Source organism: Nodosilinea sp. LEGE 07088, assembly GCF_015207395.1.
Taxonomy (GTDB): domain Bacteria; phylum Cyanobacteriota; class Cyanobacteriia; order Phormidesmidales; family Phormidesmidaceae; genus Nodosilinea.
Map to the genome: position 1 here is coordinate 1 of NZ_JADEWX010000059.1, position 21,095 is coordinate 21,095.

At 49.7% G+C, this 21,095-nt stretch carries 18 protein-coding genes; 17 read left to right on the forward strand and 1 reads right to left on the reverse strand.

Translation table 11 applies throughout. From position 1 onward, the window contains the following. Positions 1 to 120 precede the first annotated feature (120 nt). The 16 genes from psaB (at position 121) to IQ254_RS33140 (ending at position 20,134) form a co-directional block, all read left to right on the forward strand. Positions 121 to 2,352, forward strand: a complete 2,232-nt coding sequence (gene psaB / locus IQ254_RS14585) for a photosystem I core protein PsaB (RefSeq protein ID WP_193966887.1) — start codon at positions 121 to 123, stop codon at positions 2,350 to 2,352. 173 nt (positions 2,353 to 2,525) lie between these two features. Next, on the forward strand, positions 2,526 to 3,095 hold the full coding sequence (locus tag IQ254_RS14590; protein ID WP_193966888.1) for a photosystem I reaction center subunit XI: 570 nt from the start codon (positions 2,526 to 2,528) through the stop codon (positions 3,093 to 3,095). Positions 3,096 to 3,217: 122 nt separating this feature from the next. Next, on the forward strand, positions 3,218 to 3,400 hold the full coding sequence (gene psaI, locus IQ254_RS14595; RefSeq protein WP_193966889.1) for a photosystem I reaction center subunit VIII: 183 nt from the start codon (positions 3,218 to 3,220) through the stop codon (positions 3,398 to 3,400). A 115-nt stretch (positions 3,401 to 3,515) separates the two neighbouring features. Then, a complete protein-coding gene (locus tag IQ254_RS14600; RefSeq protein WP_193966890.1) occupies positions 3,516 to 3,998 on the forward strand; it encodes a Photosystem I reaction center subunit III in 483 nt (160 codons plus the stop codon). A gap of 18 nt (positions 3,999 to 4,016) precedes the next feature. Next, positions 4,017 to 4,157 (forward strand): photosystem I reaction center subunit IX, encoded by a 141-nt coding sequence (locus IQ254_RS14605; RefSeq protein ID WP_193966891.1) that lies wholly within the window; start codon positions 4,017 to 4,019, stop codon positions 4,155 to 4,157. A gap of 552 nt (positions 4,158 to 4,709) precedes the next feature. Beyond that, positions 4,710 to 6,656: a response regulator gene (locus tag IQ254_RS14610; protein ID WP_193966892.1), complete on the forward strand. Its 1,947-nt coding sequence runs from the start codon at positions 4,710 to 4,712 to the stop codon at positions 6,654 to 6,656. Between the two features lie 24 nt (positions 6,657 to 6,680). Then, on the forward strand, positions 6,681 to 9,281 hold the full coding sequence (locus IQ254_RS14615) for an ATP-binding protein (RefSeq protein ID WP_228040733.1): 2,601 nt from the start codon (positions 6,681 to 6,683) through the stop codon (positions 9,279 to 9,281). Between the two features lie 256 nt (positions 9,282 to 9,537). Then, positions 9,538 to 9,912, forward strand: coding sequence for a response regulator (locus IQ254_RS14620; protein ID WP_193966893.1), 375 nt, complete (start codon positions 9,538 to 9,540; stop codon positions 9,910 to 9,912). A 332-nt stretch (positions 9,913 to 10,244) separates the two neighbouring features. Then, complete coding sequence (locus tag IQ254_RS14625) at positions 10,245 to 10,664, forward strand: hypothetical protein (protein ID WP_193966894.1); 420 nt, start codon at positions 10,245 to 10,247, stop codon at positions 10,662 to 10,664. Positions 10,665 to 11,371: 707 nt separating this feature from the next. Continuing rightward, positions 11,372 to 11,845: an allophycocyanin subunit alpha-B gene (apcD, locus tag IQ254_RS14630; protein ID WP_193966895.1), complete on the forward strand. Its 474-nt coding sequence runs from the start codon at positions 11,372 to 11,374 to the stop codon at positions 11,843 to 11,845. A gap of 142 nt (positions 11,846 to 11,987) precedes the next feature. After that, a complete protein-coding gene (locus IQ254_RS14635; RefSeq protein WP_193966896.1) occupies positions 11,988 to 12,473 on the forward strand; it encodes an allophycocyanin subunit beta in 486 nt (161 codons plus the stop codon). Positions 12,474 to 12,586: 113 nt separating this feature from the next. Further along, the gene (locus tag IQ254_RS14640; protein WP_193966897.1) at positions 12,587 to 14,089 is read left to right on the forward strand and encodes a chlorophyll a/b binding light-harvesting protein; all 1,503 of its coding nucleotides are present in this window, start codon (positions 12,587 to 12,589) and stop codon (positions 14,087 to 14,089) included. Positions 14,090 to 14,536: 447 nt separating this feature from the next. Then, a complete protein-coding gene (xerC, locus tag IQ254_RS14645) occupies positions 14,537 to 15,658 on the forward strand; it encodes a tyrosine recombinase XerC (RefSeq protein ID WP_193966898.1) in 1,122 nt (373 codons plus the stop codon). 578 nt (positions 15,659 to 16,236) lie between these two features. Continuing rightward, complete coding sequence (locus IQ254_RS14650) at positions 16,237 to 17,382, forward strand: virulence-associated E family protein (RefSeq protein WP_193966899.1); 1,146 nt, start codon at positions 16,237 to 16,239, stop codon at positions 17,380 to 17,382. A 694-nt stretch (positions 17,383 to 18,076) separates the two neighbouring features. Then, complete coding sequence (locus tag IQ254_RS14655; RefSeq protein ID WP_193966900.1) at positions 18,077 to 18,838, forward strand: hypothetical protein; 762 nt, start codon at positions 18,077 to 18,079, stop codon at positions 18,836 to 18,838. A gap of 183 nt (positions 18,839 to 19,021) precedes the next feature. Next, positions 19,022 to 20,134 carry an NINE protein gene (locus IQ254_RS33140; RefSeq protein WP_313887459.1) on the forward strand — a complete coding sequence of 371 codons (1,113 nt, stop codon included), beginning with the start codon at positions 19,022 to 19,024 and terminating at the stop codon, positions 20,132 to 20,134. Between the two features lie 44 nt (positions 20,135 to 20,178). On the opposite strand, the gene IQ254_RS14665 is transcribed toward IQ254_RS33140, so the two are convergent. After that, positions 20,179 to 20,433 carry a hypothetical protein gene (locus IQ254_RS14665; protein ID WP_193966901.1) on the reverse strand — a complete coding sequence of 85 codons (255 nt, stop codon included), beginning with the start codon at positions 20,431 to 20,433 and terminating at the stop codon, positions 20,179 to 20,181. Between the two features lie 109 nt (positions 20,434 to 20,542). On the opposite strand from IQ254_RS14665, the gene IQ254_RS14670 reads away from it, so the two are divergent. Continuing rightward, on the forward strand, positions 20,543 to 20,782 hold the full coding sequence (locus IQ254_RS14670; RefSeq protein WP_193966902.1) for a helix-turn-helix transcriptional regulator: 240 nt from the start codon (positions 20,543 to 20,545) through the stop codon (positions 20,780 to 20,782). The last annotated feature ends 313 nt before the right edge of the window (positions 20,783 to 21,095 follow it).

A 21,095-nucleotide genomic window follows, 5' to 3' on the forward strand; every position in this document is an offset into this window, starting at 1 on the left:
CCCTACGGGCGGGGTGGGTTTGCACAACCTGGGCTAACCCACCCCTACCCTTCCCAGGAGGGGATGAGAGATATCTCAGTTCTCAAGTTTTTAACCTTCTAACGTTCAAACCTTCGAACCATGGCGACAAAATTTCCTAAATTTAGTCAGGATTTGCAGCGAGACCCGACTACTCGTCGGCTCTTCTATGCGATCGCAACCGCCCATGATTTTGAAAGCCACGACGGGATGACGGAGGAAAATCTGTACCAGCGGATTTTTGCCTCCCACTTTGGTCACCTGGCCATTATCTTTTTGTGGATTTCCGGCATTTTGTTTCATGTGGCCTGGCAGGGCAACTTTGAGCAGTGGATTAAAGACCCGCTGGGTACCTCACCCATTGCCCACGCCATTTGGGATGCTCAGTTTGGCCCCCCTGCGATCGCGGCCTATACCCAAGCCGGGGCCTTCAACCCGGTGGATATCTGCTACTCCGGGGTATATCACTGGTGGTACACCATCGGCATGCGCACCAACAACGACCTGTTTACCGGGGCGATGTTTTTGCTGGTGGTGGCTGCCGTCATGCTCTATGCGGGCTGGCTGCACCTGCAACCCCGGTTTCGCCCCAGCCTGAGCTGGTTTAAAAATGCCGAGGCGCGTCTCAACCACCACCTGGCCGGGCTATTTGGCGTCAGCGCCCTGGCCTGGACCGGGCACCTGGTGCATGTGGCCATCCCTGAATCGCGCGGGCAGCATGTCGGCTGGGATAACTTTCTCAGCATTCGCCCCCACCCAGAAGGCCTAGCGCCACTGTTTACGGGGAACTGGGGGGCCTACGCCCAAAACCCCGACACCGCCAGACACCTGTTCGGCACCGCCGAGGGGGCGGGTACCGCCATGCTCACCTTCCTGGGGGGCTTTCATCCCCAGACCGAGTCACTGTGGCTGACGGACATGGCCCACCACCACCTGGCGATCGCGGTGATTTTCATCGTCGCCGGGCACATGTACCGCACCAACTTTGGTATTGGCCACAGCATCAAGGAGATGACCGAAGCCCTCCAGGGCCCCGGCTGGAAAGGGTTCTTCATTGCCCCCAACACCGGTCGCGGTCACCAGGGCATCTACGACACCTACAACAACTCCCTGCACTTTCAGCTGGGCTGGCACCTGGCCTGCCTGGGGGTAATCACCTCCCTGGTGGCCCAGCACATGTACGCCATGCCGCCCTACGCCTTCATGGCCCGCGACTACACCACCATGTCGGCCCTCTATACCCACCACCAGTACATCGCCGGGTTTCTGATGCTGGGGGCCTTTGCCCACGGGGCGATCTTTCTGATTCGCGACTACGACCCGGTGGCCAACCGCGACAACGTGCTGGCCCGGGTGCTCGACCATAAAGAGGCGATCATCTCCCACCTGAGCTGGGTGTCGCTGTTCCTGGGCTTTCACACCCTGGGCCTCTATGTGCACAATGACTGCGAAATGGCCCTGGGCAGCCCCGATAAGCAGATCCTGGTCGAGCCGGTCTTTGCCCAGTGGATTCAGGCCGTGCACGGTAAGGCTCTCTATGGTGTGAGCACGCTGCTCTCCAACCCCGACAGCATTGCCTCTACCGCCTGGCCCAACCACGGCAATGTCTGGCTACCCGGCTGGCTAGAGGCGATCAACAGCGGTACCAACTCGCTGTTTCTCACCATTGGGCCAGGGGATTTCTTGGTTCACCATGCGATCGCCCTGGGTCTCCATGTCACCACCTTGATCTTGGTCAAAGGAGCCCTGGATGCCCGCGGATCAAAGCTGATGCCCGATAAAAAAGACTTCGGCTACGCCTTCCCCTGCGACGGCCCTGGACGCGGCGGCACCTGCGATATCTCCGCCTGGGATTCGGTTTACCTGGCCACCTTCTGGATGCTCAACACCCTGGGCTGGGTGACCTTCTACTGGCACTGGAAGCACCTCGCTGTCTGGTCGGGCAACATCGCCCAGTTCAACGAAAGCTCGACCTACCTGATGGGCTGGTTTCGAGACTACCTGTGGCTCAACTCGGCCCAGCTGATCAATGGCTACAACCCGGCTGGCACCAACAACCTCGCCGTTTGGGCCTGGATGTTCCTGTTTGGCCACCTGGCCTGGGCCGTTAGCTTCATGTTCTTGATCACCTGGCGCGGCTACTGGCAAGAGCTGATCGAAACCCTGCTCTGGGCCCACGAAAACACGCCCCTGTCTTTCGGCTATCCCAAAGACAAGCCCGTGGCCCTGACCATTGTGCAGGCTCGCCTGGTGGGGCTCACCCATTTCACCGTCGGCTACATTGCCACCTACGGCGCGTTTCTGATTGCGTCGACGTCGAGCCGATTTCCTTGAAGTATGGGCCGTTCTGGCCCAAAAAGCTGCGGACTCTCCTTCGCAGACCCGTCTTGGCCGAGGTTCAGCGGCCAGGACTCGCTCAACAAACTGCGGACTCTCTTCGCAGATCAGTCCTGGCCGAGGTTCAGCGGCCAGGACTTTCCCAAATCCTTAAGCTACGAGGCAAGATCATGACAAGTGCGCAACCCTCTGCCTGGGCCGATGCCTACGACTACGACGATCCAATTCAGCCCTACCAAGGCAACCCTCAGCTCGGTAATCTGGCCACGCCCATTAACAGTTCGGGCCTAGTTAAGGCCTACATCAACAACCTACCCGCCTACCGACCCGGTCTCAGCCCCTTCCTGCGAGGGCTAGAAATTGGCATGGCCCACGGCTACTTTTTGGTCGGCCCAGAAATTGTCGTTGGCCCCCTGAGGGAAACTGCCCATGGTGCCAATCTCAGTGGGCTAATCACCGCCATTTACATTACCGTATCCGCCTGTTTGGGGATCTCTATCTTTGCCCTATCTACCTTCCAGGGTAATCCCGGCGGAGCCTATAACTCCCATTCCCAAGATCGCCTGCGTCCGTTGCGCAATAAGGACGACTGGTTTCAACTCAGCAGCGGCATCTTACTCGGTTCTATGGGCGGGGCCATTTTTGCCTACGTGCTGCTCGAAAACTTCGATGCCCTCGATGGCATGCTGCGCGGAGCCGTCAACGTCAGTCAGACGCTACTGAATGGCGCAATGGGGTGAGAAGGTACTGAGTTTTGAGTTCTAGGTGATCAAAATCTAGTTCAAAATTCAAAGTTCAAAATTCAAAACTAGCCCAAAATCCAAAATCTAAAATCCAAAATTCACACTCAAGGAGCCCTCCCATGGCCGACATGACCCAACTCACCGGAGCCTATGCCGCTCCCTGGCTGCCCTGGATCATGATTCCGATGATCTTTTACATTCTGCCGTTTCCCATTTTTGCGATCATTTTTCTCTGGATTGAGCGGGAATCTAACGGCGACAGCACCATGGGGCAAGACCCCATGAATCCACCCTCAGGTTAGGGGGTAAGGGAGCGATCGCTTCTGTCCCCACTTGAGCGGAGTCAAAGGGTTGCTAGACAGGAACCCGAACCCACCTAGGGTACCAATTGATATCCATGATTTAGGAGACTTTGCCATGAAAAAGCTGTTGGGAATTTTGCTGATGATATTCCTGTGGCTGATCATCATGCGGCCTGCCGCCGCTGCCGGCAACACCCATCTGGTGCCCTGCCAAGACTCAGCGGCCTTTATGGAGCGGATGCAAAATGCACCCCAAACCTATTACTTTGATCAACCCTATAAGGCCTACTCCACCAATTTGCTCTGCGGTGAGGACGGCCTGCCCCACCTGCAACTCCGCCTCGATCGAGCGATGGATGTGGTGATTCCCTTTGCAATTTTCTTTTACTTTGCCGGGTTTGTGGGCTGGTCGGGGCGGGCTTATTTAATTGGCAGCAAGCAGGCCACCAAACCGGAAGAAATGGAGATTTTCATCGATATTTCCCTTGCTATTCGCTCCTTTACCCAGGGCCTGCTGTGGCCCCTGCTGGCCTTTAAGGAATTGACGACACGGGAACTCACCGCGCAAGAGGCCGAGCTTACGGTATCCCCTCGATAGAGTTTTGGAGAATTAGCAATGTCTGCATTTATGAAATATCTGACCAGTGCTCCAGTCATGGCGACCCTGGCCTTAGTGGTTTTAGCGGTGGTGATGATTGAGCTAAATCACGTTTTCCCAGGGTTGCAGTACGGCACCTATTTCCACAGTGCGCCCTGACCCATTAGGTAGATGAAAAGCCCAGATTAAGCAAGGTATAGGATATGTGATGGCGTTGGCATAGCCATATCAAAAGAACATGCTGACGAAATTAACTTTAGTAGGGTGCTGCGCCATCACTCACCCGACAAGCCACCCTAATTTTGCTCAGTCGTCTGGTACCGCTAAGCATTTATAGCGAAGTTTACATGGGTAAAATACATCGTGAAGATCCTTCTTGCCCCATTGATAAGGGAGCAGAAGGGATCTTAGACAGGCAAAAATTGGGGGATCTAGAACTCAGATAGTGTGTACTTTATCTAATCGGGAACCGCTACAGAAAAACTAACAAATCAAACCCTATAGCATTCACACTGTTCTAGGGTTGTTTGCTAGTGGCAAAAATTTCAAAGAGCGCCAAGAATAACACTGCCACCACCATTAAATTTAATAAATACTGGCTAAATATTAATTAAATAAGTTAATAATTATCCTGGGGGGGGGGAAGTTTTATTTCTCTTCTTTGATAAAGCCTGTTTTGAAGTCTTTATAATATCCAAACGCGCAAGGCCCATGAGGATACTACTCGTTGAGGATGATGACACGATTGCAGCCGTTCTAGAAAAAGGTCTGGCCAGCGAGCACTACGCTGTAGATGTTGCTCAAGACGGTCAGATGGGCTGGCAGCTCATCAATGCCTTCGACTACGATCTAGTTATACTCGACGTTGTTTTGCCTGAACTCGACGGCATTCAGCTTTGTCAGCGGCTGCGAGACCATTTGTACCACATGCCGGTGCTGATGCTAACGGCGCTTGACTCTAGCAATCGAAAAATTGCTGGCCTCAACGCTGGAGCTGACGACTATATTACCAAGCCCTTTGAGCTAGACGAAATTTTAGCGCGGATACGAGTGCTGCTTAGGCGAGCTCAAGCTCCGGTTTTGTCGATGCTGTCCTGGGGAGCCCTACAGCTTAACCCCAACACCCAGGACGTTACCTACGGCGACCAAGCTCTCAGCTTGACGCCCAAAGAGTATCGACTGCTGGAGCTATTTTTGCGCAATCAGTCTCGCGTATTTAGCCGTTCTGCCATCCTAGACAGCCTCTGGAACTGTGAGGAAGCCCCCGGCGAAGACACCGTCACGGCCCATATGAAGGGATTGCGCCGCAAGCTGACGGCGGTGGGCGCTCCCCCCGATTTGATCAAAACTGTATACGGCGTAGGCTATCGGCTTAAGCCCCTAGACGCTGACGAGGCCAGGTCAGCCCCTGTCCTGGGCAAAGAATTAGCTGATGAGCAGGCCCAAGCGGCTCCGCCAGCGCCGCAGACCGTGCAGCAGACGAAAGCGGCCCTGCGATCGCTGTGGCAGTCGGTAAAACCCCAGCACGAGGAGCGGCTAGCCGCAATCAAGCAGGCCGTTGAGGCTTTGGCCGCTAACCAAATGACAGCCGAGCTGTACCATCGGGCTCATCGCGCGGCCCACAACCTGAAAGGGGCGCTGGGGGTATTTGGCCTACCCGTGGGCTCAGAACTAGCCCAGCTGATTGAGCAGCGACTGGCCGATCGCGAGCTAGTCCTGCCCGGCGATTCTCCTCAGCTACAGCGTTGGATTGCGGCCCTAGAGCGGGAAATTACCAGGGGCCCCTCTTCGCGCGATCGCTGGGACGCTCAGCCCATCCTGCCCCTGCTGGTGCTCATCGACCCCGACCTGATGCTGCCCCATGACCTGGCCAAGGCGGCCAAAAAACAGGGTCTGACTACCCAGGTGATCTCAGACCACCGGCATTTACGCCTCTTGCGGTCGCAGGCAACCGCCACCTACCAAACCTGGCTAGCTGGCCCCTCGAACAAGACCTTGCCCCCGCTGCCCGATCTGGGTATCTTCAGCTGTGCGATCGATACGGTTGATGAGGTCGTCCTGGATAAACTCTCAGCTCTAGTCAACCAGGTGCCCCCGCTGCCGGTTTTGATCGGCAGCGCCGATGGTAGTTTGAAAAGTCGCATTAAAGCTGCTCGGCTGGGTCACTCTACCTTTCTGCACAATCCCGATATAGAGCAGATTTTAGGCTGTAGCATAGACCTGCGATCGCACCTCCAGGCCACCACCGCCAAAGTCCTCGTCGTTGACGATGACCCCCATATGCTGGCCACCCTGCGCACCATCCTCGAGCCTTGGGGGGTCAAGCTCACTACCTTAGAGCATGCGCCCCAGTTCTGGGCCATCCTCCAGCGATTTTCCCCCGATCTACTCATACTAGACCTTGAAATGCCCGAGTTTAGCGGCCTTGACCTCTGCCGAGTGGTACGCCAAACCCCCGCCTGGCATCACCTGCCCATTGTCTTTCTCAGCGCCCATAGCGCCCCCCCCCATCAACACGCCGCGATGCTAGCCGGGGCCAACGACTATATCGATAAGTCCCTCACCGGCTCAGATTTAATCAAACGGCTGTTCAACCAGCTGAAAATCCATCGATCGTCCTGTTCGTCCTGTCCCTCATCCAAAGCGCTGCTCAACTAGCCCCACCCCGCATTCTCCTTCCCCATGCCCCTCCACCCCCGCTCTGCTCTCGACGCACTTTTGCACCGCATGACTGACCGAATTCGGCAGTCCCTTGAGCTGTCAGAGATTTTGGCCTCGACTGCTACCGAAGTGCAGACGTTTCTCAGGTCAGATCGCGTGAAAGTCTATCGCTTTGCCCCCGATGGCAGTGGTGAGGTCGTCGCCGAATCTATTCGAGACAACCAGCTCCCGTCTCTGCTCGGTCACCGTTTTCCCGCCGAAGATATACCCCAGGAGGCTCGCGACCTGTTTTTGACGGTGCGTCAGCGCAATATCGTCAACGTGGCTGAGCAGGAAATTGGCATTAGCCCGCTATTTAGCCCTGCTCAGCAGCAGCGAAACCACGACATCTGGTTTCGCCAGGTCGATCCCTGCCATGTCGAATACCTGACCAACATGGGGGTACAGTCCTCTCTAGTGGTGCCGGTGCTCTATCGACACCAGCTTTGGGGGCTGCTGGTGGCCCACCACAGTCAACCCCGCCATATTGGTCCCCAAGATTTGGAAGTTGTGCAGCTGGTCGCCGACCAGGTCTCTGTGGCACTGGCCCACGCTATGGTGCTCAAGCAAAGTCGTCTACAAGCCCAGCACGAAGCCACCATTAACCGGGTCGTCACGCTGCTCCACAGAGCCCCAGCTCCAGCACTGCAAGCTGCCCTCAACCAGACCGTAACAGCGCTCCAGGGATTAGGGGGGCGGTTATACCTGGCAGCTTCGGCATCTGGAGCCCAGGGCCAACCGCTCACCGCTGGGCCACCGCCTGCCATTGGTTTCAAGTGCTCGTCCTTAGTAGCCGGTCGGGCTGCTCCCCCGCTCGAACACCTGCCTGCCTGGCGCGCGTGGCTGCGCACCGAAGCGTCTGCCCGACCCGGCGAACAGATCTGGGTAATCGACGATCTGCAGCAGTCGCAGCTACCGGCGGCGCTGAAGTCAGCGCTACAGCTGGAAGACATGTGCGGCATTTTAGTGGCCCAGCTTACCTATCGCCAGCAGCACCTGGGCTATCTGAGTATTTTTCGCCAGGCCATCACGGTTGAAACGATTTGGGCCGGTCGGCTCGACAGCCGTGACCCTCGGCAGCAGCTTCCCCGGCAGTCGTTTGAAACCTGGCGTGAACAAAAACATGGGCAGGCCCACCCCTGGAGCGAAAACGATATTGAGCTGGCCCAGACCCTGGCCCACCACTTTGCTCAGGTTATCTACCAAGGGCGCCTCTATGCTCAGGTTCAGGGCCTTAACATTGCCCTAGAAGGTCGCGTCTTACAGCGCACTGTCGAGCTCCAGCAGGCCAACACCGACCTCAAACGAGAGATTACTGAACGGGAAAATACGCTCCATCAGCTCCAACTAGCCAAAGATTCTTTCAAGCGGCTCAGTCATCAAAATGAGCTCATTCTCGACTCAGTCGGTGAGGGCATCTACGGAATAGATTTGCGGGGCCACGTTACGTTTGTTAACCCAGCTGCGGCTGAGACCCTGGGGTATGCCACGGACAAGGTGCTAGGGCAGTTTATGCATCACCTGATAGCGCCGACTCAGCCCGACGGTACCCCCTACGGGTGGAAGCAAAGCCCGGTGTTTAAAACCTTAACTGACGGCACTACCCACCAGGTTTCCGGGGATTGCTTTCGTAGACGCGGGGACGTGTACTTTCCTGTTGACTATACCAGCACCCCCATTCACGAAAATGGCAAAACTTTAGGTGCCGTCATCCTCTTTAAAGACATTACCGAACGGCAAATGGTAGAACGACTCAAGGATGAGTTTATCTCGGTGGTCAGCCATGAACTGAGAACACCGCTGACTTCAATTCGGACTGCCCTAGGGCTGCTGGTGCAGAACGACCTCAACGTTGCGCCTGACAAGCGGCGACGCATGGTAGAAATTGCCTTTTCCAATACCAACCGTCTGGTACGCCTGGTGAACGACCTTCTAGACGTAGAACGCATTAAACTCGGTAAAGTTAACCTTAAAAAACAGGCCTGTGACCTGTCCGAACTCATGTGTCAGTCCGCCGATGAAATGCGGGCAATGGCCGAAAAAAACGATATCCAACTGATTATTTCCCCGCTTTCAATTCAGCTCTGGGTTGACCGCGATCGCATTATTCAAACGCTGGCTAATCTGCTCAGCAACGCCATTAAGTTCGCGCCCAACGGTTCAACAGTAAAGGTTCTAGCTACCCTCGCTGACGTTAGCCCATCAGACAACAATCAAGACGACTCTGCAAACAACCCGCCCAGCTTGACGAGTAAACCGTCATCTAGTTCAGGTGGCATCACCCAAATCACCGCTGCGGTGTCACAGGTGGTGCTAATTGCTGTTCAAGATGAAGGAAAGGGTATTCCTGGCGATAAACTGGAAACGATATTTGATCAATTTGAACAGCTAAACGTTTCAGATAACGAGCACCAGGGAGGAACCGGTCTGGGCTTAGCAATTTGTCGTAGCATCGTAGAACAACATGGAGGCAAGATCTGGGCTGAAAGTACGTTAAATCAAGGAAGCACTTTTTTCTTTACGTTGCCAATCGACGGTAAAAGAAGCTTAGATCAAACCGGGCTTCCTCAGCTGGCCGACTAAATTAGGAGGGTAAACCCTCAACAATTATTTTGGCCCAATCGCTGAGGATACGCCTAAGCGGTTTACCGCCACGATCGAGAAAATTGCTACCCCTGCTCGGCAAATATCCTGGTCAAATTCTAACGTCTTAGGCGGGTGCTATATCCTGCCTGATACCCTTGGCCTAGATGGTGACATTACTGGATTGGCAAATAGACGGCGGTAGCGCGACGCGTTGGGCGGCAGCCTCATCTACTTCTATTCTTAGGACTATTGTATGAAAACCAAGCGTGTTCTCATCATTGACGATGAAGCCGATATTCGAGAAGCCACTCAGATGTGTCTAGAAATTATCGGGGACTGGACTGTTATTCTAGCCAGTTCAGGCTATGAGGGATTGGCTAAAGCTGTTGATGAAAAGCCAGACGTCATTCTCTTAGATATTATGATGCCGGGCATGGATGGCCTGACAACGATGCAACGGCTGCGGGAAAACTCCGATACAGCTCAAATTCCGATTATTTTATTGACGGCTAAGGCTCAGTCTAGCGAACAGCGTCAGTTTAACCAACTCGGCATCGCTGCAATTATCACCAAGCCTTACGATCCTTACAACTTATCAAATCAAATTTCCGCCGCCTTGAGTCGCTGAAGTAGCCCAATCAAGAGGCTCAGCCGGGATCATCTCGATCACCTTAGCCAGCATAAAATTCACTGAGAAAAGTCTTCCTGACTTCTTCAGATTATTTATTTATTATTCAACTTAATCTCATTGATTGATTGCTTGGCATAGCGAACTCTTGTAGAGATTGTTGCGCCAACGACTCGATCCTCCTAAATCCCCCTTTTGGGGGATTTTCTCCTTCCTTTAGAAAAAATTGTAGAGCATACATCGATCGCATTCTGTTTGTGCAGATTGGGAATGCACCCGAACGTATTTGCGCGAAAAACTAGCCCCAAGGGTTTTCACTGTAGGTTTTTCCTATGAGCATCATCTATCTGATTGGTCTACCGATGCAGGTCATGCCTGGGCTAGGCGATGTTGGTCAAGTTCTTCTCAATATTGCCCGACTCTGTGCGCCCTGGACCGTACTAGGGCTAATTGGCTGGACGGTTTGGGTAACTCTCCGCGACACCATCATCTACGCCGCCGATCTTCACGCTATTCCCTGCTCAAGGTGCCAGTTTTTTAGCGATAACCCGCAGCTGAAGTGCACGATTCATCCCCACATTGCCATGACTGAGGCGGCGGTAAATTGTGCTGATTTCTGCCGCAGCCATACCGATAGTAATGGGCCTATTCGTGACTCAGGCCCATTCTGCGCATCTGCGGAAGGCTTGACTCGTTCCCCGGCTAAATCTTCCCAGGAGCTAGTCTCTGGTTCTTCCGTAGGGGAGCGTTGAGCAATCTTCAGGCGGTAAGGTATGCCACAGCCCAGCGGGTGCGATCGCCGCCGCCTCTACCGTTAGTTAGTTATTTTTTAAATTTACCTGCTATGTCTCTAGGGTAACCATTGATAAACGCAAAATTCCTTCTTTGCAGATAAACATACTTGTACTTATATGTACGGTTTTTGAAGAAAACGATCGGATTAAGGCCACCAGACTTTATTGTTTAGGGGTAGGCAAATGATTCAGTAATTTGCTTTTGCAAAATAATAAATGGTTATTTGCCTGCGCAAAATAACGAGCAATTTTTGTCTCAAAAAATAATTGACGGGCTGATGTTGAGAGGTTTTTAGGTCGATAGCTTGATCTTACTTAGGTCAACTCAGTTGATTCTGGTAGCCGCCAAATTAGCCAGCATTAATGGACTCAAGTCTAGGCGTTTGATGTTTAGACTGAGTACTTATGAGCTAGATGCTAAGGCCGTTGCTATACCAGATTTAGCGCCACTAATGCCTGGTGCTTTTTGTTAGATGGCACTCAGTGGTAGGACAGCCTCAAACAATACCCTTGGGTACTGGAGAGGTGGCCTAGTTCAGAGGGCTATAGACATGATTGTAGGGCGGCTCAAACCTAGCCTAGGCAGGATTTAGATCGATCGCTAAAGATATCTTCGCTATTACCCAGTTCAATCGCTATCAGTTCATCTAGGAGGACTTCCCCCAATGAGTATTGTTGCTAAAGTCATCGCTCAATCAGACGAAGCCAATCGCTTTCTCAGCAGTGCTGAACTCAGCAAACTTCAAGAGTTTTTTGGTAACGGCACTGTCCGCATTAGCGCTTCACAAAAATTGGCGGCTAACGAACAGAAAATTGTTGATGAAGGCAGTAAGCGATTCTGGGCTCAATGCCCCAATACCCCCAGCAACAGCGGCAATCCGCAAAAAACTGCCCTCTGTCAGCGGGATCAGGGTTGGTACATTCGCCTGGTTAGCTATTGCGTTCTGGCTGGCAATTCTAAGCCTCTAGAAGACATCGGTCTGGAGGGCATGCGGGATATGTACGTCTCCCTTGGAGTGCCATTGGCCAACCTCAAGCTAGCGATGAAGTGCCTTAAGGAAGTCGCCATGGGCAACTTGAGCGCCGAGGAAGGTGCCCTGGCTGCGCCCTACTTTGACCAGCTCATTCGAGCCTTCTAAGCACCTGGTTAGCGGCTTGAGGCTGAGTCTACCTCTGGCCTGGGGTGCCTAATCCCTGACACGTTGGGGCCAGATTTACCTAACCTCAGAAATTTCGATCTATTGCTTCACGTTTGATTTAACGCTCTGGAAAAGGAAAGCTATGCAAGACACCATTACCGCCGTCATTAACCCCGCTGATGAGAAAGGTAACTACCTAGAAGGGGCCGAGCTCGATGCCCTAAATAAGTATTTTCAAAGCGGTACCCTGCGGGTTAAGGCCGCCGGCCAGATTGGCGATAGTGCAGCCAGCATTATCAGCGAAACCGTAGCCAAAAGCCTGCTGTATGGAGATATCACTCTCCCGGGGGGCAATATGTATCCGACTCGGCGTTACGCGGCCTGTCTGCGGGATTTGACCTACTTTCTGCGCTATGCCACCTATGCCATGCTAGCGGCAGATGCTTCTATTTTGGATGAGCGGGTGTTGAACGGGCTGAGAGAAACCTACGGCTCCCTAGGGGTACCCATCGAACCTACCATTCAAGCGGTTCAGACTATGAAAGAAGTGGTAACCCAGCGCGTTGGGGCCGATGCTGGCCAAGAAATGGATGTCTATTTAGACCATATCATTTCGGGCCTGAGCTAACCTCTGTGCCTAGACTGACCTGTTTGTAGGGGTGGGGCGATCGCCGCCTCACCCTGGCAGCGGCTAGACCACCTCTGCCGATTCCCATAGACCACTCCTATAACAGTCAAATCATGCACGCTGTTAATCAAACCCAGGAGAAATATCCCTGGTGGGCGGGTAACGCCCGATTTATACACCTGTCGAATACGTTTATTGTGGCCCATGTGGCCCAGGCTGCCCTGATTATGCTCTGGGCTGGGGCCTTTACCCTGTTCGAGCTAGCCGTCTATTCCCCCAAAGCCCCGATGTACGACCAGGGGCTAATTTTGCTCCCCCACCTGGCTACCCAGGGATGGGGCGTGGGTGCTGGCGGTGCGATCGCAGATACCTTTCCCCTCTTTGCCATTGGTGTGATTCACCTGGTGGCGGCCGGGGTGCTGGCCGGGGGGGCTTTCTTTCACCGCGATCGCCTGCCCCAGAGTCTGACCAATGCCCGGGGCAACGCCACCAAATTTGATTTTGACTGGGCTGACTCCAAGCAATTGGGCTTTATCTTGGGGCACCACCTCGCCATTTTGGGTCTAGGGGCTCTTTTGCTCGTCATCAAGGCCAAGGCCTTTGGCGGTCTATACGACGCCAATATTGGCGAAGTGCGCGTGGTAAACGATCCAACCCTGGACTTTGGCACCCTGCTGAGCTATCGCACCCACCTATTTGATGTCAACAACCTAGAAGACCTAGTGGGCGGCCATATTTATGTGGCGGTATTGCTGCTGCTGGGCGGGGCATGGCACATTTTGGTACCTCCATTTAAGTGGGTACAGCAGCGCTTTCTCTTCTCTGCCGACGGTATTTTGGCCTACTCGTTGTTTGGTATTGCGATCGCGGGGTTTGCGGCCTCCTACTACTGCGGTTTCAACACCCTGGCTTACCCCACTGAGTTCTATGGGCCACCCCTAGAGCTAAAGTCGGCCTTTTTGCCCACCTATTTTGACCCCACCAAAGCGGCAGATGCAGGCTATTCGTCGCGCACCTGGTTGGCCAACACTCACTTTTACCTGGCCTTCTTCTTCCTCCAGGGAGGTCTTTGGCACTATCAGCGCGCCCTAGGCTTTGACCTGAGTAGCGTCATCGATAACTGGCGACAGGGCCGGGCAGAAATGAGCGATAACCCCACTCTGGCCTATCAAAACCCGTTCCATAGCGAACCTCAGCCGCTGCTAGACGTGCGGTATGGATTACCCCAGGCCGAGTTACCTCCTCTACTAGCCCAGGAACAAGCCTTTGAAGACTACCTCTATCATCCCTCCCAGGGGATAGAGCAGCCTAGCCTGGCTACGGCAAACGGCGTGCGCTCAACGCTTTATCAAACTACCTACCACAGCCATAAGCAGATGTTCTATCGGGCTCCAACACCGCTAGCCGCAGGCTACGGCAGGCGTACCCTTGGGCGACTGTACGAGCCTGCCAAGGTAGCTAAGGACAACCTCGATTACCCTAGCTCTATGCCTAAAGTCATGTATGAGCCCAGCCAAAATGCTGGTCACGGCTCCGGTGGTCACAGCGTCAAAAGTCGCAGTGGCAATGCTGACGGCAATGGCAGTGGTACTGGTGACAGCGCCCCAACTCACTAGGTGAGATAACGGCTAGCATCACAATAAACAACCCTTTGCCCCCATGGTTTAGCTTTCAGCGAACCATGGGGGCTTTTGGTCAGATTTGGTTAACCTGTGCAGCTGTCAGCTATTGCCCCTAGCTGCATGACAAACCTCAGCCCTGCCAAAACAAAGCTGAGCTGGCTGTAAAAGCCACCTGCCCAAACTATAGGTCACCAATGTCCAGAGGAAAGGAACTGGCCCCGATGGCAACAATTAGCCCACAAAGAAACCAATCTGTCGTCAACAATACATAAAGTGACGCTGTACAACATAAACGGGCCTGACGGGATTCGAACCCGCAACTTCCGCCGTGACAGGGCGGTGCTCTAACCAATAGCTTACGCCGCGCTAACGCTTTGACTACAGGCTTTTGAGCCTATCTCTGATTTCTCTAAGCATTCGCCTTAGGACAGATTTAGGACAATGCGCGATATCGTACCCGTGAATAACAACGGTAGTATCCAACTCAAGTTCACTGTCGATGGTCAACGATACAGCTTTAACCCAATCCGAGGGGGCAAGTATGCCAACAAACGCCATCTAGGTATTGCTACTGGCATTGCTACCCAGATTCAGAACGATATCCTAGCGAGTGTGTTTGATTCAACGCTCGATAAATATAGACACCTCCCTACCGCTGCTAAGACTACCGGGAAGGCTCGAAAAGAAAAGGCTAGGGATAACTCAGTAAAGCCGTTGCTCTCTATCTGGGATGCCTGGGTAGATACGCTAGAACTTAGCCCAGAGACTAAAGCCGACCACTATGAAATGATTAGGCGCATGATTGTTAAGGCAGATGCCAAGACAACAGACGTTAACTGGCTTATAGAAGCAACCATTGCCGCTAGCACGTTTAACAAGCGCTTAGGCTATCTCAAGTCTTGCGGTAAGTGGGCTGTATCAGAAGGGAAAATTCTTGACAACCCCTTTGAAAGAGTAAAGCCAAGGAAAACAACGAAAATAGAAGTTAAACCCTTCACTGTGGCGGAGATACAGGCTATTCTCGCAACATTTGAGGAAAGGTATACACATTATGGCCCGTTTGTGCGTTTTCTATTTATGACTGGGGTTAGAACCTCTGAGGCTATTGGCCTGTGCTGGAAACATATCGACTTTAATCAAGGGGTGATTATTATCTGTGAGTCTTTGTCTAAAGATAGAACGGGTAACGGCTATAAGAGAGTCAGAAAATCTACCAAAACAGGCAATACTCGCTATCTGAGCATAAGCCCTGAGTTAGCAGAGATGTTAAGGGGTATTCAACCAGTAAAGGCTAAGCCAGAGGATTTAGTTTTTCGGTCTGCCCTAGGTTGTGTAATAGATGCTGGCAACTTCCGAGAAGATTGGGTCACAGTGCTAGACAGCCTAAAAATTCCCTACCGCAAGCCTTATACAACCCGTCACACGCTTTTGAGTCACGCTATTGAGCAAGGGATGCCAATCACCTCCGTTGCTTATATTGCAGGGCATTCAGACAGTCGCATGGTGATGCAAACCTATGGGCATATGATTAATCGCCCTGACCTACCTGACCTCAAAATCTAGCTTTATTATTTCTTAACATTTTAGTCTTAGGGGTTAGCGCTCAAACGTTGCCTCTGAGGCTATTTTTATGCAAATTATTGATAATTTTGCCAGGGTGTCTGAGGCTCGAAAGGGAATATAGCTTTCAGATAATTAGCACTCTAAAAATACTAATAATTGGTATTTTTGAGCATGGTTTTTGGAATTTTAATCTCAGTCTGACTGCCTTCTAAAATTCCAAGGCCTTTACAAAATCTATACCCGGTCGTTACAATAAGAAAAGATACAGAAAACGTCTATATCTAATAGCTAAAAGCAAATTAACAGAGCAAATATGTACACAAATAACCCTCTAACTCTTAATCGAGTTTACTCACAAGAGCCTAGAAAGAAGCTGCTAACGGTCAAAATGAGCGCTAGTGAGCTAGATATTTTGGCTAACACTGCAAAAAAGTCTGGAAATACGATTTCTAGCTTTACTCGTAAGGCTTTACAGAGCTACATTCAGAGTTTTGTAGAGTTTACCCAATGAAACCAGATAAAAAACACCTGCATTAAGCAAGTGTCAAAATATTATTTTTTTACTAAAAGGAACAATTATGTCTAAAAAAGAGGCTTATTGCCAAACTCAATCTGTAATTACTGAGCATTTTGCAGACCGTCTAAAGCTCCATAAGCAAACTAAAGATATCTACTTAGATGATAGCATCTTTGATATTGCCAAATTTAGAAACGAAATCCTAGAAAAGCACGGCATTTTGCTTGAAAATGACCAGTATATTTATGAGCTAATTTACTTGGAAGCTGAGAAAAACACTTTCTCACCTATTGAAGACTACTTAACTCACAACCATGATGCTTTTGACGGTATAGATTATGTGGAAGTTTTGAAGCAAGTTGCTGAACAAGCCTTACATATTGATTCAAGCTCAATTGAGGCGAAGTTTGTCACTAAAACTTTGGTTGCGGCAGTGGCTAGAATATTTGAGCCTGGGATTAAGTTTGACCAAGCTTTAGTTCTTTATGGTTCCCAGGGCTATTTTAAGACTTCCTTCTTTGAGGCTCTTGCTGGAGAACAGGATTTTACCTCAATTCATCTAAGCAATTTTGATAAAGATGAGCGAATGATTTGCCAAAGCAAGTGGTTCATTGAGCTGGGAGAAGTTGAGCAAAGTATTAAACGTGCTCAGATGGGTAAACTAAAGCAGTTTCTCACTGAGCGTAGCGATACTTTCCGTAAGCCCTATGACCGAAAAACGATAACTATTCCTCGCTCATTTATTCTCGTAGGCTCAACTAACAAGCGAGAGTTTCTGATTGATGAGACTGGAAATAGACGCTTTTGGGTGATTGACCTTAAAGAAAAGATAGATATTGACTGGGTTAAGGAAAACCGAGATAGCATCTGGGCTGCTGCTACGTCTGCTTACTTGGAAGGTGAGCCTATCTACTTAACCGTGGCAGAGCAAGAGCTAAGCAACCGTCAGAATAGACAATATGAAAAAGAGGATATCTGGACTCCTGTTATTGCTGAGTGGCTTGCTAAACGTGGCACACAGCCTTTCACAATGGCTGAAATAGTCAGTAATGCTTTAGGGAAGGAAATTAAACGGATGAATAACGTTGACCAAAGCCGAGTTAGTCAAATACTTGAGCAACTTGGGCTAGAAAAGCCTACAAAGACAACAAGAGTTAATGGTAAACCTGGTAAATACTGGATGGTTAAGGAAGCTGTAGCGGCCTAGTGTAACCGCACAATCCTAACCTAGTTACAACTTAGACAGGGCTGAAATCCTTTTAGGTAGAGGGTTTCAGTCTTTTCTGTAACCATGTAACAGCGTAACTACAAAAAACAAAAGTATTCTAAATTTAATAGTTATATGTTCTATTAATTATGTGGTTACGTAGTTATACAAGGATGCTTCGGTAGGTTTGCCAGTTACACAGTTACAAGGGAGAGTAGCGATACAGGCGATAAGCCAAAAGCCTTGATATATAAGGGTTTCCGCCATTCATGCTTGACACCTTACCTTATTCTTTTTCGAGCCTCAAGGGTTATTTTTCAGGCATAAATCAAGGACTACACTACCTATAGCAGCTTGTTACTCTAATAATCTTCAGAAAGCACTATCTATAGCGTCCTCTCAGGATGACCTCTAAGGCTGCTCTAATCTGTTGGCAATGCGCGTAGACCTTAAAGCCGAGATTTTCCAGTTTTATGCCAATTATTTACACACTCTTAATGAGTATATATGCACTACAAGATGGTGACTTATAGAAGCCGGGGTATCTCTAAAATGTAGTGAGTTTTACAGTTGCCCCCTAGAACTTCATACGGAAGCAATTTTTAGGTTAAGCCTAGCGAATTCTTCCGGTTTGAAAGGGAACTCTTAGAATATATTTATTAGCATGTTAGCTTTCACAAGATTACGTAAATCAATGAATAACTCTCAACTGAAATTGCTGGAACGCGCAAGTCAAGGCGACAGTAAGGCTATTACAGCATTAATAAATGAGCAGATAGGTGCAGATGTAGAAGTGCAAGTTGGAGCTAAAGAAGATATTCTTTTAATTCGGTTAATTGCCGATGAGTCGGTAGAACAAGATTTGATTCTAGAAAAAATTGAGAATATCTTAGAACAGATAAGATGCCCTATATTCAATACTTGCAAAATTCAAGCTGTCAAAAAAGCTGACATGAAGTCTACTTGGGTTTATTCGCTAAATCTTCAGAAGAGACCTTTAGAGAAAGACATATTTACCTCCACCTCCTTTGATACTATCAACGATGAAGTTGATTTGAAAAATTTAGAAGAGCCTCATCTTGCTGCAAACACTGAAAGCTCTCATCCAGTCGGAGATAATGCCCAAATTAGCAAGTGGAAACTTCCTGGAATAGGTTTAGGGAATTTCCAGAAACTTAGTGGCCAAGTCTCAGAACAAGCGCTGCGAATTGCCCAGGAAACTGCAACTACTACACAAGATGCAGCTTTCAAGGCAACTGAGCAAGCAATGCGTAGCTCTATTAATCAGACTATGAATGCTTTTCAAATCGCTGTGGAAGAAATCCACGCAAGAAAACTTCCAGCGAAAATGACCGCTCTTACTGGAACAATTAATGTTGGAGTAATTCAACTTAGCATAAGGCTTGATATACCAATGGATGAAGAAACCGGAGAAATTAGTATGGATGTTAAGTAAGATTGCTATGGCCTACTACATTCTCTGAAAGAGTTGCTCAGCATAAATTATTTGAAGAAACTTAATTCATAACTTTTAGTTAAAACTTTTTTGGTTTTTATATAGGTGTGTTTCATGGCAGATTAGAACGCATAAAAATAGGTTTTTAGGTTTTCAGATTTTTGAAAAATTAAGGTCATTTCCGTGAAAAATTCTGATTCAAATCCTAATGCTCTAGAACTTGCTAAGCAAGGAAACCCTAGGGCTATCGCTGCATTAATTAATCGTCAATTGCAGTCAAAGGGCATTGCTTCTAAAGCTTCCAAGAAAGATAGCCTTTTGCAGATTCTTTTAGAAGCAACAAATACTCCAGACCAAAAAGTGCTTTCTTCTTTCCTTGAAAAAGGAATCAAAAAAATTAATCCGCAGGGCATTAAAGCCGTAAAAATATATGGGAAGTCTCAAGCTAAAGATATTCCTGATTGGAGTTATTCATTTGAATTAGCTCTAGAAGCAAACTCATTTGATATAGACGATTTTCAAGATAATAGTGTTAATGAAGCGAAAAAATCGTTAGCCCATTTTGAAGTGGAAGGAAAGAATGGGAAAATATGCCTAACCCAAAAGAGAGTAATTATTTCTAGGGAGGGATTCTGGGGGTTTGTTAGTCAGGGAATGGCAGGTAGCAAGGAAATCCCCATACGAAATATCACAGCAGTCCAATTTAAGCCTGCTGGAAAAACAGCAGATTGGGTACCCCTAGTTGGATACTTGCAATTTTCAGTCCTAGGTGGAGTAGAAAAGCAAGGCGGCGTCTTCAAAGCAGTTGATGATGAGAATGCTGTTGCCTTTAATCCAGAGCAACAGCCTAACTTTGAAGAAGTTAAGCGTTACGTGGACAGCATAATTGATGGTGAGCCTATAAGCTTGTCAGAACTCAAGTTCACTGACCCAGCAACAGTGGAGATAGAACAATCTATTTGGAACAAACCAATTGAGATTAATAAGCTGAAAAGTAATTTATTGAGAACTACGGATTCCAGTAGGGAGTTGTCCCAAGAGCCTACAGTGACCAGAAAACCAAGTCGAATATTGGTTGCGATAACTGCGATTTTCCTGGGATTCTTCGGAATTCATAAATTTATACTTGGATACCATCGGGAAGGTTTTATTTTACTTGGCATTACCCTTATAAGTATGGGGACTCTAAGTCTTTTTACTTGGCTAGTCGGTCTTGTCGAAGGTATATTCTATCTGCTGAAATCTGATAGGCAGTTTCAAACTCAGTATGTCGAGAACAAGCGGCGGTGGTTTTAGAAATATCTGACTTTCAGACGATAGATGTTACTCATTTCTAAATCTCACTCCATGATTACATAACGAGTGAGAACCCGCATAACCTCATTCACCTTTCCTGTAGGGATAGGCTTGCTCCATTCTCTGACTTCTGCAAAACCAACCCGATAAAGTTCATGGATTACTCGTTCAATTGCGTAGGCTGAGCCTGTAACTGTAAGCAAGACTTTTTCTCTACCAGGTTCAGTGGTTGGTTCTATGGTCACTGTTGCATGGGTATCAGTGATAGGTAGGTTTGAAGGTAGAAAAGCTTGAGGCATGGTCGCACTGTCCTAAATATTGTCACAGTCCATTTGGCAGGTGAGTTGAGAATACCACAGTCCATTTGGCATGTATACGCAAAATCCTGCTTCTGTAACGATTAGAAGCATGGGAACAGCAGGCAGAGTACTAAAAACAGTCCTAGAGAAGTACGAGATTAGCCAGGGCAAGCTAGCTACCGTGATGGGTATCGGCTCGTCTAACGTCTTTCGGTGGGCTAATGAGTTGCGCGACCCTAGCTCAGAGACCGTGTTAGCGATAATCCGAGCACTCTACAAGATTGACTCAGCCGCCGCAGAAGAGTTTAAGGCGCTTTATTTAAGTGACCTCGACGCTAGAGAGCCTTAACCAGTCTCATCCTGGGTGATATCCTTTTTCGAGCCTCTAAGCCTACAGAAGGCTCTGGGTTGCCTTAGGAGTTATGTTCAGCCCAGGAGAGGTTATATCAATGTGTATGTAAAAGGTGTGATTTTGCTATGTAGGTGTTGTGGTACGGGTTGAGTTTTACCCGAGAAACCTACATAGAAGTGTTGCCAACCCGCTTGAGAGCCTGCCTACACGCCCCACAGCCCTGCTCTAGACCGATTGGCTATCATTGAGTCATCCCCGTAGCACTACCTCCTTCGTGGCCACCGTAGCGGCACTGAGAGAACAATGCTAT